General features: G+C 69.3%; 16 protein-coding genes. 1 reads left to right on the top strand and 15 read right to left on the bottom strand.

Annotated features, from left to right (window positions below):
• Nucleotides 1-3: 3 nt before the first annotated feature.
• From MKK84_RS15520 to MKK84_RS15450, 15 genes are all read right to left on the bottom strand, one after another.
• The gene (locus MKK84_RS15520; protein ID WP_243921125.1) at nt 4-555 is read right to left on the bottom strand and encodes an RNA pyrophosphohydrolase; all 552 of its coding nucleotides are present in this window, start codon (nt 553-555) and stop codon (nt 4-6) included.
• A 95-nt stretch (nt 556-650) separates the two neighbouring features.
• Nucleotides 651-1,886 (bottom strand): divergent polysaccharide deacetylase family protein, encoded by a 1,236-nt coding sequence (locus MKK84_RS15515; protein ID WP_243921123.1) that lies wholly within the window; start codon nt 1,884-1,886, stop codon nt 651-653.
• Nucleotides 1,887-2,057: 171 nt separating this feature from the next.
• Nucleotides 2,058-3,398 (bottom strand): S41 family peptidase, encoded by a 1,341-nt coding sequence (locus MKK84_RS15510; RefSeq protein WP_243921121.1) that lies wholly within the window; start codon nt 3,396-3,398, stop codon nt 2,058-2,060.
• A complete protein-coding gene (locus MKK84_RS15505) occupies nt 3,398-4,750 on the bottom strand; it encodes a murein hydrolase activator EnvC family protein (RefSeq protein WP_243921369.1) in 1,353 nt (450 codons plus the stop codon). Before MKK84_RS15505 ends, MKK84_RS15510 begins: the two co-directional genes overlap by 1 nt.
• Before the next feature lie 200 nt (nt 4,751-4,950).
• Nucleotides 4,951-5,445, bottom strand: a complete 495-nt coding sequence (gene rlmH / locus MKK84_RS15500) for a 23S rRNA (pseudouridine(1915)-N(3))-methyltransferase RlmH (protein ID WP_243921119.1) — start codon at nt 5,443-5,445, stop codon at nt 4,951-4,953.
• Nucleotides 5,446-5,453: 8 nt separating this feature from the next.
• Nucleotides 5,454-5,840 (bottom strand): ribosome silencing factor, encoded by a 387-nt coding sequence (gene rsfS, locus MKK84_RS15495; protein ID WP_243921367.1) that lies wholly within the window; start codon nt 5,838-5,840, stop codon nt 5,454-5,456.
• Nucleotides 5,841-5,900: 60 nt separating this feature from the next.
• Nucleotides 5,901-6,575, bottom strand: a complete 675-nt coding sequence (locus MKK84_RS15490; RefSeq protein WP_313899338.1) for a nicotinate-nucleotide adenylyltransferase — start codon at nt 6,573-6,575, stop codon at nt 5,901-5,903.
• A 19-nt stretch (nt 6,576-6,594) separates the two neighbouring features.
• Nucleotides 6,595-7,893: a glutamate-5-semialdehyde dehydrogenase gene (locus MKK84_RS15485; protein WP_243921117.1), complete on the bottom strand. Its 1,299-nt coding sequence runs from the start codon at nt 7,891-7,893 to the stop codon at nt 6,595-6,597.
• 158 nt (nt 7,894-8,051) lie between these two features.
• Complete coding sequence (gene proB, locus MKK84_RS15480) at nt 8,052-9,167, bottom strand: glutamate 5-kinase (RefSeq protein WP_243921115.1); 1,116 nt, start codon at nt 9,165-9,167, stop codon at nt 8,052-8,054.
• Nucleotides 9,168-9,399: 232 nt separating this feature from the next.
• The gene (gene obgE, locus MKK84_RS15475) at nt 9,400-10,428 is read right to left on the bottom strand and encodes a GTPase ObgE (protein WP_243921113.1); all 1,029 of its coding nucleotides are present in this window, start codon (nt 10,426-10,428) and stop codon (nt 9,400-9,402) included.
• Between the two features lie 85 nt (nt 10,429-10,513).
• On the bottom strand, nt 10,514-11,125 hold the full coding sequence (locus tag MKK84_RS15470) for a GNAT family N-acetyltransferase (RefSeq protein WP_243921111.1): 612 nt from the start codon (nt 11,123-11,125) through the stop codon (nt 10,514-10,516).
• Between the two features lie 186 nt (nt 11,126-11,311).
• Entirely contained in the window at nt 11,312-11,578 is a 267-nt protein-coding gene (gene rpmA, locus MKK84_RS15465) for a 50S ribosomal protein L27 (protein ID WP_243921109.1), read from the bottom strand.
• A gap of 86 nt (nt 11,579-11,664) precedes the next feature.
• On the bottom strand, nt 11,665-11,979 hold the full coding sequence (gene rplU, locus MKK84_RS15460; protein ID WP_238286425.1) for a 50S ribosomal protein L21: 315 nt from the start codon (nt 11,977-11,979) through the stop codon (nt 11,665-11,667).
• A gap of 206 nt (nt 11,980-12,185) precedes the next feature.
• Complete coding sequence (locus tag MKK84_RS15455; protein WP_243921108.1) at nt 12,186-12,551, bottom strand: hypothetical protein; 366 nt, start codon at nt 12,549-12,551, stop codon at nt 12,186-12,188.
• Nucleotides 12,552-12,918: 367 nt separating this feature from the next.
• On the bottom strand, nt 12,919-13,548 hold the full coding sequence (locus MKK84_RS15450) for a YceI family protein (protein WP_243921106.1): 630 nt from the start codon (nt 13,546-13,548) through the stop codon (nt 12,919-12,921).
• A 148-nt stretch (nt 13,549-13,696) separates the two neighbouring features.
• Between MKK84_RS15450 and ruvA the strand changes: the two genes are divergently transcribed.
• Nucleotides 13,697-14,314 carry a Holliday junction branch migration protein RuvA gene (gene ruvA, locus MKK84_RS15445; protein WP_243921104.1) on the top strand — a complete coding sequence of 206 codons (618 nt, stop codon included), beginning with the start codon at nt 13,697-13,699 and terminating at the stop codon, nt 14,312-14,314.
• Nucleotides 14,315-14,409 lie beyond the last annotated feature (95 nt).

Below are 14,409 nucleotides of genomic sequence, written 5' to 3'. Positions count from 1 at the left end.
GCGTCACCGCGGGTCCGCCCAGCGCTCGAGGCCCGAGAAGGCCGTAACCACTTGCTCGTAGACCGGTCGCTTGAACGGTATGATCAACTCGGGAAGTTCGTCGAACCGCGCCCAGCGCCATGCGTCGAACTCCGCCTTGTGCGCGCCCCCGCCCGGCTGGAGGACGTCGATCAGTTCCTCCCGGCCCTCGAACCCGAAGGCGAACCATTTCTGGGTCTGCCCACGGTAGCGACCCTTCCAGGCCTGCTTCATGACGTCGGGCGGCAGATCGTAGGGGAGCCAGTCCGGGATCTCGGCGAGCTTGCGGATCGCCTCCGGCGGGACATTGGTCTCCTCGTAGAGTTCGCGGCGCGCCGCCGCCTCCGGATCCTCGCCCGGGTCCACCCCGCCCTGCGGCATCTGCCACATATGCGGACCGGCGACGTGCTCGGGGCCGGCATCCTTGGTTCGGCGCCCGACGAACACGCCGCCCGACCGTGCGATCAGCGCGATGCCCACGCAGGGGCGGTAGGGCAGGCTGCCCGGATCCAGATCCGTTGTCATTGGCCGGACCATAGGTCAGTGGCGCGGGCCGCGGCAACGCCACCAAGGTGCGGAGGGCGCCAACCCGGCGCGAAATCCATTCTGGCGGGAGCCGAGCGCGCCTGCACTCAATCAGCCGTAGAGACGCGCTTGTCGCGGGCGCCGCGTAACGCCACGCTGGCCGGGACGATGCGCAGCCCGCGGGTATCGAGGTCGCGCGCCCAGCGCGCGATTCGATCGACCGTCAGCGCGGCGCCGCTGGCCGAGACGAGCGCGAACCCGTTGGCACGGGCACGCGCCTCGGCCTGCGCCAGGGCGGCGTCGATGGCGTCGGCCCGCGGGGTCGCGTCGAGGACGATCTCGGCGCGGGCGACCGGGGTGCGGGACTTGTTGGCGGGGGCGGACGTCGGCTTCGGGCCGGTTCCGTCGTCGAGGAAACCGAGGCCCCGGGCGCCGATCTCGCGCAGGATCGGCTCGAAGGCGGCATCCGCCATCAGCTTCGATCCCATGAAGTTCACGGTGCCGACATAGCCGGGAAAGCGCGCCAGCGCCCAGGCGAGGCGATCGGCATTCTCGGGTCCCTTGAGGGACGTGAGCAGCCCCTGCGGCCCGGGGTCGCTGTCCGGATAGTCGAACGGCTCCATCGGCAATTGGAGGAAAACCTCATGCCCGGCATCGCGGGCCCGCGCCGCGGCGCGCTCGGCCTCGCTGCCGTACGGCAGGAACGCCAGACTGACGGCAGCCGGTAGGCGGGCGGTGGCGCCGGCCGTGGCGGCCTGCCCGACACCGAGGCCGGTCACCACGATGGCGATGCGGGGGCCGGTTCCGGGTTCCTCGGACCGGGCGTAGACATCGAGCGCGCGCACCCGGCCTTCGCCGAGCTTCGGCATGATCCCGTGCCGGCCGGTCTCGCTGATCCGGGGATCCGGAGCGGCGGCCAGACGCGGCGCGGTTGGGGACGGGACACGGATCACCACGGCGTCAGTGGGGCCGGAGCCCAGCGGGCGCACCACCGTGACGCCCGAAGCCGACTCGACCTCCTCCGCGCTGCGCTGGAGCTGCCCCTGCCCGGGCGCCGTGGTGGCGACCTGCGGCTCGACGGCAGCGACCGGAGCCGGCGGGCGCGCCGCGGCCTCGTGGATTACGATCACGGCCTCCGCGTGGGGCTCGCCGCCCTGGGGATCGCCGAGCGCCACGACGAGGCCGAGCGACGCCACGAGGGCCGCCGCGATCGCCCCAGCCGCGACTTTCGGCCGGCGCAGGGTTGCGACGAACCGGCCGAACCGCCCGCTGGGCTGGTCCGGCACCTGGGCCTCCGCCACCCCGAGGGGGCGCGTGAGGATATCGTGGTTGGATTCGGTCAAGCGGCGCTCGATGCGGAATCGCGATTCCAACCACGCCGGAGCGGCGCGGATCTCCGACGCCATTGCGGACCGGTATGGTTAACGATCCTCTAAGGTCCGGTCCCGAAGATAAAAATCCCGCCCGGCTTCAGGCCGGACGGGATCGCAAGACGTCGTTTCAGGCTTCGGATGTCAGTTCGGCAGGCTCGGCTTCTGCTGCTGCGCGCTCGGCGTCCCGTTGGCGGCGCCCTTCTGGATGCCGTGCAGGAAGTCGACGGCCGAGATCAGCTGCTTGTCCTTGGCCGGATCCGGCGGGACATAGGCGGAGGAGCCGCCCCGCTCGTCGGTATCCTTCTGCTTCAGATGGCCCTTCAGCCCGGCCTCGCCCTTGGTCTCGTCCTTGCCCTTCAGCTCGTCCGGTACCTCCTGCAGCACCTCGACGTCGGGCTCGATGCCCTTCGCCTGGATCGAGCGGCCGGACGGCGTGTAGTAGCGCGCCGTGGTCAGCCGCAGGGCGCCGGAGCCGCCGAGCGGGATGATCGACTGCACGGAGCCCTTGCCGAAGGAGCGCGTGCCCATGATGGTCGCGCGCTTGTGATCCTGCAGGGCGCCGGCCACGATCTCCGAAGCCGAGGCCGAGCCGCCGTTCACCAGCACCACCACGGGCTTGCCCTTGGTAAGGTCGCCCGACTTGGCCGAGAAGCGCTGCGTCTCGTCCGGGTTGCGGCCGCGGGTCGAGACGATCTCGCCGCGATCCAGGAACGCATCCGACACCATCACGGCCTGATCGAGCAGGCCACCCGGATTGTTGCGCAGGTCGATGACATAGCCCTTGATCTTGTCGGCCCCGATCTCGCTCGTGAGCTTGTCGATGGCGGCGCGCATGCCGTCGAAGGTCTGCTCGTTGAACTGGGTCAGGCGGATATAGGCGACGTCGCCGCCCTCGATCTTCGAGCGCACCGGCTTGATCTTGATCACGTCGCGGGTGAGCGTGACGTCGATCGGCTCCTTCGACTCCTTGCGGCTGATCTTGAGCTTCACCGCGGAGTTTACCGGGCCGCGCATCTTGTCGACCGCCTGGTTCAGGGTCAGCCCCTGCACCTGATCGTCGTCGATCTGCGTGATCACGTCGTTGGCGAGCAGGCCCGCCTTGGCGGCGGGGGTATCGTCGATCGGCGTGACGACCTTGATCAGGCCGTCCTCCATCGTGACCTCGATGCCGAGCCCGCCGAACTCGCCGCGGGTGGTGGTCTGCATGTCGCGGAACGCCTTGGCGTCCATGTAGCTCGAATGCGGATCGAGCGACGTCAGCATGCCGTTGACGGCCGCTTCGATCATCTTCGACTCGTCCGGCTTCTCGACGTAGTCGGTCCGGACCTTCTCAAAGACGTCGCCGAACAGGCTGAGCTGGCGATAGGTTTCGGCCGAGGCGGCGACGGCTCGCGGACCCGACAGGAAGTCGGTCTGGGTGGCCACCATGGAGGTGCCGGCACCCAGGAAGGCGCCGAGCATGATCAGGGAAGTCTTGCGCATCAGCCGCGAACCTTCTCGCCAAGTACCGTATTATTCGGGCTCTTTGCCCACCACGGCTCCGGATCGATGGAGCCGCCGTCCTTCTTGAACTCGACGTACAGGGTGGGATCGCCCTCGGACCCGTTGAGGCCCGCGCCCTTCTCGCCCATGCTGCCAACCGGCTCGCCCGCGAGCACGAACTGGCCGACCTCGACGCTGATCTGTTCCATCCCCGCGAGCAGGAGATAGTAGCCGTCGCCCGCGTTGATGATCAAGAGTTGGCCATAAGACCGGAACGGACCCGCAAACTGCACCCAACCGTCGGCCGGTGAGGAAACCGTCGCCTTCGGACGGGTCGAAAACGACACGCCGCGGGTGGTTCCGCCATTGCCGTCGGGCTGATTGAACGCCCGCGCCAGCCTTCCGCTCACCGGCCGCGGCACTTCGCCCCGCGAATCGGCGAAATGCACCTTCGGTGCCAGCCGGGCCGGGTCGCGGAAGCCGGCCGCGGCAAATCGCTCCTGCGTCGCCTTCACCTCGCGCTCAGCCGCCGCTTTGGCCTCCTCTGCCGAGCGCTTCGCCGCAACGGCCTCCGCCTCGGTCCGGTCCATCAGGTCCTTCAGGCTTTTGGCCTGGGTGCCCAGTTCGGCGGCGCGGCGGCGTTCGGCGTTGAGGCCGCTCTCGACCTCGGCCTGACGGGCGCGCCGCGCCGCCACCAGGGCTTCGAGCCGCTGCCGCTCCCGCGCCCAACCGGCGAGATCGTTGCTGAGGCCTTCCTTGTCCTGGGCGATCAGCCCGCGCAGGCGGATCATTTCTGCGAGATCGGCGGCGAGCGTATCGACCTCGCCGCGCAGCTCCGGCACCACCGCGCCGAGCAGCATCGAGGTCCGGATGGCGGCGAGCATGTCTTCCGGGCTCACCAGGACCGCGGGCGGCGGGCGCCGGCCCATGCGCTGCAGCGCGGCCAGAATTTCGGCGACGACGCCGCGGCGGGCCTGCAACGAGCGCCGGATCGCCGACTCGCTCTCGGTCATCGCCTTCAGGCGCTCCTCCAGGCGGCTCAGCCGCTCCTCGGTCGCCTGCGCCTGCCGGCCGGCATCGAGGAGGGCGCTATCCAGCTTGGACCGGTCGGACCCGATCGCGGCGATCTCGGTCTCGAACTGCGCGCGCTGGCTGGTGCTGGCGGCCAGCGCATCCTGGACGCGTTTCAAATTCTCGGCGCGTCGGTCGCGTTCCTCGTTGGCGCGCTGCGTGGCCTCGGCATCCGCGGGGGAGGGCGGCTCGGCGTGTACGGGCGCGGCGAGGCAGGCGGCCGCCAGAAGGAGAAGGATGGGCAGGTACCGGCCCAGGCCGATCCCACCCAACCCCCTCATCCTGAGGTGCCGGAGCGCAGCGGAGGCCGCGAAGGAGGGCTCCAGGGGACGCAGCGACATCTGGAGCCCTCCTTCGAGGCCCGCTGATGCGGGCACCTCAATATGAGGAAATTGGCTGGGAGTGTCGGTGTATAGACGGCGCGCGGCCTCTACCGACCGCCGTGCCCAACCGGTCTCGATGTCGATCCGCGCCACGCCGGTCAGCCCGCCTCGCCCCGGTGATAGGGGTGGCCGGCCAGGATGGTCAGGCTGCGGTAGATCTGTTCGAGGGCGAGCACGCGCACGAGTCCGTGGGGCAAGGTCGCTGCCCCGAACGACAGAATCAGCTCGGCCTTCGTCCGAATTGAGGCATCGAGGCCGTCCGGGCCGCCGATCGCCACCATCAGGGCCGGCCGGGATGCATCACGCCAGCCGGCGAATCGTTCGGCCAGGGTCTCGCTAGGGAGATCGGCGCGGCCGCGCTCATCATAGGCGATCAAGACCCCGCCGGGCGGAAGCAGAGCGCCGAGTGCCGTCGCCTCCTCGGCACAACGGTCGATGGCGCGCCGCGCGCGGGATTCCGGGATCTCGACGCTGTCACAGGCGGGGAAGCCGAGCCCGCGGCCCAATTGACCGGCGCGCTCGCGATATCGTGACGCCAACTCGCGCTCGGGCCCGGCCTTGAGCCGCCCGACCGCCGCCAGCAGGAGGCGCAACCGCCCGCCTAACCGACCGCAAGGCCGACCGGTCGATCCGCGCCCCACATCTTCTCGAGGTTGTAGAAGCCGCGCACTTCGGGCCGGAAGACGTGCACCAGCACGTCGCCGGCATCGATCAGCACCCAGTCGCAAGCGGGCATGCCCTCGACCCGGGCGTTGCCGTATCCCCGATTCTTCATCTCCTGGATGAATTTATCGGCGATCGAGCCCACGTGCCGCTGGGAACGGCCCGACGTGATGATCATCGTGTCGGCGAGCGACGTCTTCCCGACGAGATCGATGGCGATCGTCTCCTCAGCCTTCATCTCGTCGAGGCATTCGAGGGCGAGGGCCTTGAGGTCGTCCGCGCGCGCCTGACCGGGCTCACCCGGGGCAGGAGCGGGAGTGCGGATTGTCTCCGTGGGGTTAGTTTCGGGCAGCGTCCTGATTCCTCGTGGTGCCGCGCGGCGATGTCACGCCCCGCGGTCGTTCCTGAAATTGGCGGCATCGGGCGGCGATTGCAACTGCGCCGGTGCCGCGTCACGGTTGCGTCCCTGCATACCGTTACGGATCTCTGTCGAGGACAGGCTCGAACGCGGCCCGTGCAGGAAGGTCCAGGCAGGCGGGCGGCGGAGCGCGAGCGTCGATGCGGCCTCCTCGGGGATACGCGCTTTTGCAAGCCGCTGCGACGCCCGGGCGCTCAGCGGGGTCATGGTCCAGCCGGGCCGGTCGATCACCGCGATCGGCATCAGCCGCGCGATTTCCGAAAAGCCTTTCCAGCGGTGGAAGGTGCCGAGCGAATCGGCGCCCATGATCCAGATGAAGTGAATGCCCGGGCAGCGCCGCCTGAGAAAGCGCAGCGTCTGCACGGTGAAGCGCACGCCCAGCGTCGCCTCGAACCCGGTCACCGCGATGCGCGGATGCCGGGCGATCCGGCTGGCGAGGGCACACCGGTCGGCGACGGCCGGGAGGGCGTTGCGGCTCTTCAGTGGGTTGCCCGGGCTCACGAGCCACCAGACGCGGTCCAGCCCCAAACGGCGCATCGCCATCAGGGTCACGTGACGGTGACCGAGATGAGCGGGGTTGAAGGACCCGCCGTACAGGCCGATCCGCATGCCGGGGGCGTTCGGCGGCAGGTTCAGCCGCACGCCGGACCTTGAACCGCGGTCACGGACGGATCTGGCCGCTGCCGTGCACCCGATACTTGAAGGTCGTGAGCTGCTCGACGCCGACCGGGCCGCGGGCGTGCATCCGCCCAGTGGCGATCCCGATCTCGGCCCCGAATCCGAACTCGCCGCCATCGGCGAACTGCGTCGAGGCGTTGTGGGTCACGATCGCCGAATCGACCTCGGCCAGGAAACGCGTGGCCTCGGCATCGTCCTGCGTGATGATGGCGTCGGTGTGGTGCGAGCCGTAGGTCTCGATATGCTCGATCGCCGCCCCGATCCCGTCCACCACCCGAACCGCGATGACGGCATCGAGGTATTCGGTGTGCCAGTCCTCCTCGGAGGCGGCGGTGACCCGGGGGTCGACGGTGCGGGTTGCGGCGTCGCCGCGGACCGCGCAACCCGCATCCAAGAGGGCGGATACGAGCGGCGCGAGATGCGTGCCGGCGCAGGCCCGGTCGACCAGCAGGGTCTCGGCAGCGCCGCAGACGCTGATGCGACGCATCTTGCTGTTCAGCAGGACGGTCCGCGCCATGTCGAGGTCGGCCCCGGCGGCGACGTAGACGTGGTTGATCCCGTCGAGATGGGCGAAGACCGGCACCCGCGCTTCCTGCTGGACGCGGGCCACGAGGCCGCGGCCGCCCCGGGGCACGATCACGTCGACGCATCCGTCGAGGCCGGACAGCATCAGTCCGACCGCCGTCCGGTCGCGGGTCGGCACGAGCTGGATCGCCTCGGCAGGCAAGCCGGCATCGGCCAGCCCCAAACTCATCGCCCGGGCGATCGCCATGGCGCTGCGGTGGCTGTCCGAACCAGCCCGCAGGATCGCGGCATTGCCGGCCTTCAGGCAGAGCGCGCCGGCATCCGCCGTGACGTTGGGCCGGCTCTCGAAGATCACGCCGATCACGCCGAGCGGGACGGTGATGCGCTCGATCAGCAGTCCGTTCGGCCGCTCGATGGCGGCGAGCTGGCGGCCGACCGGATCGGCCAGCGACCCGATCTTTTCCACGGCATCGGCCATGGCGGCCAGACGGCCGGGATCCAGCGTCAACCGGTCGATCAGGGCCACGGTCTGGCCGGCCTTCTGCGCGGCCGCGACGTCGCGGGCGTTCTCCGCCACGATCTCGTCGCCGCTGGCCCGCAGGCGTGCGGCGATCGCCTTCAAGGCGATGTCCTTGGTCTGGGCCGAGGCCAATGCCATTTGCCGGGCGGCGGCCCGGGCACGCCGGCCGATCGCCGCCATCTGCTCCGGCAGGGCATCGGCCTCGGCGAAGTCCGATCTGAGATTCAGGACGGGCACGCTGGCGTCCTCGTTTGGCGACGGCCGCTCAACGGCGCGACAGGGCAGGGAGCCGTATTTGCACATCGTACAGCACGCCGACAAGTGTGCCGCAGCACGCAGGACAACAATACTTAACGGGGCCCGGGCGAACTGAATGCAGATCGTTCACAACAGTCTTAGAACAATGCCAAGTCATCGCGGTGCACCATCCAGGCGCGACCGGGATAGTTGAGCAAGTCCGGGATGCGTGCGCTCGGATGACCGATGATCAGGGTCGCTTCGGCGCTGTCGTAGGCGACGAGACCGCGCCCGAGGACACGGCCCTCGGGGTCGCGGATCACCACGGCATCCCCGCGGGAGAAGCTGCCTTCGATCGCCCGGACGCCGACGGGAAGCAGGCTGGCGCCGCCCCGCAAGGCCTTCAGGGCGCCGGAATCGATCGTGAGCGTCCCGCGCGGTTCGAGGGAGCCGGCGATCCAGGTCTTGCGCGCCGCCGTCGGCGTCGAACCGGACAGGAACCACGTGCAGCGCGCGCCTTCCCGGAGGGCCTTCAGCGGGTTCTTCCCGCGCCCATCCGTGATCACCAGATGGGTGCCGCCGGACACGGCGATCTTGGCGGCCTCGACCTTGGTGCGCATGCCACCCCGCGACAGCTCGGAGGCCGGCCCGCCCGCCATCGCCTCGATCTCCGGGGTGATGCGTTCGACCACAGCCAGATGGCGCGCATCCGGATCGCTCTTCGGCGGTGCGGTGTAGAGGCCGTCGATATCCGAGAACAGGACCAGCACGTCGGCATCGATCATCGTGGCGACGCGGGCGGCGAGGCGGTCGTTGTCGCCGTACCGGATCTCGGAGGTCGCCACCGTGTCGTTCTCGTTGACGACCGGCACGGCGCGCATTTCCAGCAGTTTCAGCACGGTCGCCCGGGCGTTGAGGTAGCGGCGGCGCTCCTCCGTGTCCTGCGGTGTCACCAGGATCTGGCCGGCCACGATGCCATGATGGCCGAGCGCCTCGGCCCAGTGCCGGGCCAGGGTGATCTGCCCCACCGAGGCCGCGCCCTGGCTCTCCTCCAGCCGCAGGGGCCCGGGCGGCAGGCCCAGCACCGTGCGTCCCAGGGCGATGCTGCCGGAGGACACGACCAGCACGTCGACCCCGCGCGCGTGCAACTCTGCGATGTCCTCGGCCAGCGCCGCGAGCCAGGCATGCCGGAGGCGCCCGGCGGTCCGATCGACCAGGAGCGCCGACCCGACCTTGATGACGACGCGGCGGAAATCTTCGAGGGTCGGGATCATGATTCTGACGATGCGCGGCTCATCGGCGCGGTTTGGACGAAGCGGGGTGGTTTGAACAGCCGTGTGCGGAGAGCGGGCCTAGGAAGGGAACCGCGTTGCGGTCATCCGGCGGCTGAACAACACTATCGACCGAACGTCCCGTTCCTGTCCGATGACGCAGGACCAGTGTGCGGCGATCCGCATTCCATCACACGTCGGGCCTGCACGCCGAGCCCCGTCGTTAGCGCGCTACTCAAGGCTCCCACGCGGCCACCGGCACCCGCTCGGCCTCGACACTCGCATCGATCTGGGCCTGGAGCGCCCGCAGCGCCTCGGGAACGCCCTTGCGGCTCGCCGAGGACAGGACTAGCGGCGCGCGGCCGGCGGCGCGCTTCAGCTTGGCGACCTGGCTCTTCAGCGTCTCGGCATCGAGCGCGTCGGCTTTGGAGAGGGCGACGATCTCGGGCTTCTCGGCCAGCCCGTTGCCGTAGGCCTCGATCTCGCCGCGGACCAGCTTGTAGGTCTTGCCGGCATGTTCGGTCGTGCCATCCACGAGGTGCAGCAGCACCCGGCAGCGCTCGACATGGGCGAGGAAGCGGTCGCCGAGGCCGACGCCCTCGTGCGCCCCCTCGATCAGCCCGGGAATGTCGGCGAGCACGAACTCGCGCCCGTCCGAGCGCACCACGCCGAGCCCCGGATGCAGGGTCGTGAACGGATAATCGGCGATCTTCGGCTTGGCGGCCGTGACGCTCGCCAGAAAGGTCGACTTGCCGGCATTGGGCAGGCCGACGAGGCCGGCATCGGCGATCAGCTTCAGCCGCAGCCAGATCCACATCTCCTGGCCTTCCAGGCCGGGATTGGCGTGCTTGGGGGCCCGGTTCGTCGAGGTGGTGAAGTAGGCGTTGCCGAATCCGCCATTGCCGCCCTTGGCCAGCCGGATCCGCTGGCCGACCTCGGTCAGGTCGGCCAACAGGGTCTCGCCGTCCTCGGAGAAGATCTGCGTGCCGGCCGGGACCTTCAGCACCGTGTCGGCGCCGTTGGCGCCATGGCAGTTCGAGCCCATGCCGTGCTCGCCCTTCTTGGCCTTGAAGTGCTGCTGGTAGCGATAGTCGATCAGGGTGTTCAGTCCCTCGACGCACTCCACCCAGACATCGCCGCCGCGCCCGCCGTCGCCGCCGTTCGGGCCGCCGAACTCGATGAATTTCTCGCGCCGGAACGAGACGCAGCCGGGACCGCCGTCGCCGGAGCGGACATAGACCTTGGCTTCGTCGAGGAATTTCACGGTTCGTCTCTCATGCTACGAGCCGCCCGGAAGCGACCCCGCGCGACATATGGGATGCGGGGCCGCCCTACGGCGATCCGGATCGTCAGGAGGCCAGGGCCAAGTCCGAGGCCGGGTGCGGCTCGGACATGGCCCGGTGCCGGACCCATTCGGCGCGCTCCAGGGCAAACCAGTCCAGCTGCCGCGGGCCGCCCCGCGCCGGGCTTGGAGCCGCGCGCCGTTCGGTCCAGCGGAAGCCGACCTTCTCGATCACCCGCTGCGAACCGCGGTTCTCCGGCAGGGCACCGGACGTCAGCCGCTCCCCGCTGGCATACGCGAAGAAGGCGTGGATCAGACTTGCCGCTGCCTCGCTCATCAGCCCGTTTCCCCACCAGGGCTGGCCGAGCCAGTAGCCGAGATGCGGCGTGCCGTCGGTCTCCGTGATCGCGATCAGGCCGATCAGGCTGCCGGGACTCTCGCGGCGCGCGAGGGCCAGGGTCAGGCCCGTTCCGGCACTGTTGGCGCCGCGGACCTTGATGAGGAAATCGTCGACCGCGAGGCGATCGAGCGGGTGCGGAATGTGGGCCGTCATCTCGGCTACGGACCGCTCGCCCGCGAGCATCACGATGGCCGGCGCATCCTTCGCGGTCGGCCAGCGCAGCCACAGCCGCTGTGTTTCGATCCGGAAGACATCGTCACGGGTCAGATCGGGGAACATCGTGCCCTCGCAGGGCGATGCGCCCGGCTTCGGGGCACCGCCTCAAGACGACGAAGGGGAGGATGGCGTCCCATCCTCCCCGGTGTTCCGTCCGATCCGGCCCGTCAGGGGCTGGGCTACGACGTCGCCGGTCCGGTGTGGGACACCGGGCGGGACGCCAGCTTCGCCACTCTGGGCGCCCGCCTGTTATTCCGCGGCCTCGGCCAGCGGTGCTACGGTCACGAAGTCGCGCCCGCGGCGCGTCTCGAAGTGGACATGGCCCGGTACCAGCGCGAACAGCGTGTGGTCCTTGCCCATGCCGACATTGGCGCCGGGATGCCATTTGGTGCCGCGCTGGCGCACGATGATGTTGCCCGGAATGACGGCCTCCGAGCCGAACTTCTTGACGCCGAGACGACGGCCGGCCGAGTCGCGGCCGTTGCGGGACGAGCCGCCTGCTTTCTTGTGTGCCATGGGATGAGCTCCGAAGTCTGATCTGCTGCGATGCGGTCGCGGATCGGGTCCCTAGGGACCGTGACGCGCCCAGCGTTGAGCCGGCCTTAGGCCGAGATGCCGGTGATGCGGACCACCGTGTGGTCCTGCCGGTGGCCGCGCTTGCGGCGCGAGTTCTGCCGGCGGCGCTTCTTGAAGGCGATTACCTTCTTGTCGCGGCCATGGCGCACGATCTCGCCCGTGACGCTGATGCCCGACAGGGTCGGCGCGCCGACCTGGGTGGCGCCCGCGCCGTCCGCGAACAGGAGGACCTCGCCGAAGGTCACGGCCTCGCCGGCCTCGCCGGCCAGGGTGGCGATGGTAATGGTGTCGTTAGCGGCGACGCGGTACTGCTTACCGCCCGTCTTGATGACTGCGAACATCGTTCTCTCGTGTTCTCGAACGGCCTCCGGGGCGGCTGCCCCTGGACCGGCTTCTTGTTTGAAGTCATTGCCGGGCTTGAGCCCGAACAACGCGAAACGCGCAGACCCCGAAGAGAGGCCGCGCGCCATGCTTGGTCACTAGGGACCGTGCGGCCGCGTGTCAATCCTTCGCGGCCTACCTTTGCGATCTGCTGCCGCGGTCTGCTTCAGCGGAACCGCGCGCCGGTGACCAGGATGCCCTTCGCCACGGAACCGTCCGGCCCGAAGGCCTGGAGAGCATTCGCGCACCAAGCATCCCGGCCCACCGTGGCCAGTTGCTGGCGAACCTGCGTTGCGCGGGTCCGCAGCTTCTCCTGAAGTACCGGTTCCTGGCCGGTATTGACCCGTGCGGCCAGGCGCAGGTTCGTCAGCTGGCCGGCCTTCACCTGCACGCCCGGACACGCTTGCTCGGCGATGATCGTCGTGGTCGCGGCGTCCGCATAATTATCGAGGGCCGAGGCTGGCGCGGGCGCAGCGGGCACCTGCGCCACCGCCGGACCGGCGAGGATCAGGGGCAGAAGAATCAAGGCCATCCGCATCGTGCAAGTCTCCGCAGTCGGGTTTGCGATCCGGGTTCAATCAACAGATCTGATGGTCCAGACCTGCCATGCGCCTTCTCTTCCCCCTCGGCAGGCGACAATCTTTACATATCGCTGGCCGAGACGCGTTCTCCTCCCCCGCGCGGGGAGGAGTTGGAGGTGGGGGTGGTGCAGGAAAGAGCGGTGTGGTGCCTTCTGCACCACCCACACCCCTGGCCCTTCCCCGCAAGGAGGGGGAAAGCGCCTTTACTCAATGGGTTCGGCGCTTGTCCCAGAAGGGTGAATCCGACAGGCCGCAGCGGTGGGGAGTTGCGCCGCGGCGTTCATCTCCCTTTCGAGGATAAACTCGGCTGCCGGGGCGCTACGGGGCCGCCTTGAACTCGCCCTCGATCCGCAACGTCACCTCGTCCCCGAGTTGCGGCAGGTAGGCGTTGATGCCGAACTCCGAGCGCTTGATCACGGCCCGCCCGTCGAAGCCGACCGTGTAGCGCTGGTCCACGGGGTGAATGCCGGCCTGATTGAAGGTCGCGTCGATCGCCAGCGGGCGCACGGTGCCGCGCAGATTCAGGTCGCCGCTGATGCGCGCCGTTGTCGGGCTCGTCGGCTCCACCTTGGTGGCGGTGAAGCTCGCCGTCGGGAACTTGGTCGTGTCGAAGAAGTCCGGCGCCGCGAGATGCTCGTTCAGGCGGGTGCTGCCGGTGATCACGCCGCCGAGCGGCACGCTGACCGAGAGCTGGCTCTTCTCCGGGCTCTTCGGATCGAGGGTCAGGTTTCCGGTCAGGCCGGCGAACTGGCCGTAATAGGTCGAATAGCCGAGATGCGAGACCGACCACGTGATCTTGCCGTGGTCGGGATCGAGCACGTAGGCCCCCGGACGGACCTGGGTGGGATCCGCGCTCGGCGCGACCGGAACGGGCGCGGCGGGATCATCGGCCGCCCGGGCTGGCGCGAGGGCGAGCAGGCCCAGCAGAGCGAGAAGTGGCGCGCGCATGGTCGTCCCCCCAGACTTGTCACCCGGCAGCCGGCCAAGCTCGGCCGGCGCGGCGCCCCTGATTTCACGAAGTCCCGGTCCACTCAAGCGCGTCTGGCGGACGCGCCCGCGCTTCTGTAGGCCATCCGCAGCAGCGGGCAGGCATGAAATGATCGGTAAACTCAAGGGCATCGTGGATTCGTTCGGCGAGGATTTCGTGATCCTCGACGTTTCCGGGGTCGGATACATCGCGCATTGCTCGGCACGGACCCTCCAGCGCATGCCGAAGGTCGGCGAGCCGGCCGAACTCTCCATCGAGACCCATGTTCGCGAGGATATGATCCGCCTGTACGGCTTCCGGTCCGACGCCGAGCGGGAATGGTTCCGCCTGCTCCAGACCGTACAGGGCGTCGGCGCCCGCGTGGCCCTCGGGGTGCTCTCGGTCATGGAACCCGATGCCCTGGCCGGCGCCATCGCGACGGGGGACAAAAGTGCGATCAGCCGCGCGCCCGGCGTTGGCCCAAGGCTCGCGGCCCGGCTTACGGCCGAGCTGAAGGACAAGGCGCCCGCCTTCTCGCCGCTCGATCCAGCCCTTGTCGCCCTGGCCGGCGCTGTCGAGGCGGGTGCCCCCGCCGGCCCCGTCGCCGACGCGGTGTCGGCGCTCGTCAATCTTGGCTACCCGCAGGTCCAGGCCGCGACCGCGATCGCCGCCGCCCTGAAGGAAGCCGGACCGGAAGCCGAGGCCCGGGTGCTGATCCGGTTGGGCCTGCGGGAACTGGCCCGCTGACAGCGCGCCGGGAGGGTTATTTGCATCCGGCAAATCCCGTCCCTTGACCGAGCGGCCTCCGAATGCCATGTCCGAGGAAGACCGGTAAGATATTG

Origin of the sequence: Methylobacterium sp. E-065 (assembly GCF_022829605.1) — a bacterium.
Lineage (GTDB): Bacteria > Pseudomonadota > Alphaproteobacteria > Rhizobiales > Beijerinckiaceae > Methylobacterium.
Note: the sequence above shows the minus strand (reverse complement) of the source record. Positions and strands in the feature narration are given on the sequence as shown.

Excerpts from the sequence above, each read along its gene's own strand:
- rplU (WP_238286425.1), bottom strand. The coding sequence starts at position 11,979 with ATGTTCGCAGTCATCAAGACGGGCGGTAAGCAGTACCGCGTCGCCGCT.
- MKK84_RS15520 (WP_243921125.1), bottom strand. The coding sequence starts at position 555 with ATGGTCCGGCCAATGACAACGGATCTGGATCCGGGCAGCCTGCCCTAC.
- MKK84_RS15470 (WP_243921111.1), bottom strand. The coding sequence starts at position 11,125 with ATGTTCCCCGATCTGACCCGTGACGATGTCTTCCGGATCGAAACACAG.
- MKK84_RS15455 (WP_243921108.1), bottom strand. The coding sequence starts at position 12,551 with ATGGCCTTGATTCTTCTGCCCCTGATCCTCGCCGGTCCGGCGGTGGCG.
- MKK84_RS15510 (WP_243921121.1), bottom strand. The coding sequence starts at position 3,398 with ATGCGCAAGACTTCCCTGATCATGCTCGGCGCCTTCCTGGGTGCCGGC.
- rpmA (WP_243921109.1), bottom strand. The coding sequence starts at position 11,578 with ATGGCACACAAGAAAGCAGGCGGCTCGTCCCGCAACGGCCGCGACTCG.
- ruvA (WP_243921104.1), top strand. The coding sequence starts at position 13,697 with ATGATCGGTAAACTCAAGGGCATCGTGGATTCGTTCGGCGAGGATTTC.
- MKK84_RS15450 (WP_243921106.1), bottom strand. The coding sequence starts at position 13,548 with ATGCGCGCGCCACTTCTCGCTCTGCTGGGCCTGCTCGCCCTCGCGCCA.
- MKK84_RS15505 (WP_243921369.1), bottom strand. The coding sequence starts at position 4,750 with ATGAGGGGGTTGGGTGGGATCGGCCTGGGCCGGTACCTGCCCATCCTT.
- proB (WP_243921115.1), bottom strand. The coding sequence starts at position 9,167 with ATGATCCCGACCCTCGAAGATTTCCGCCGCGTCGTCATCAAGGTCGGG.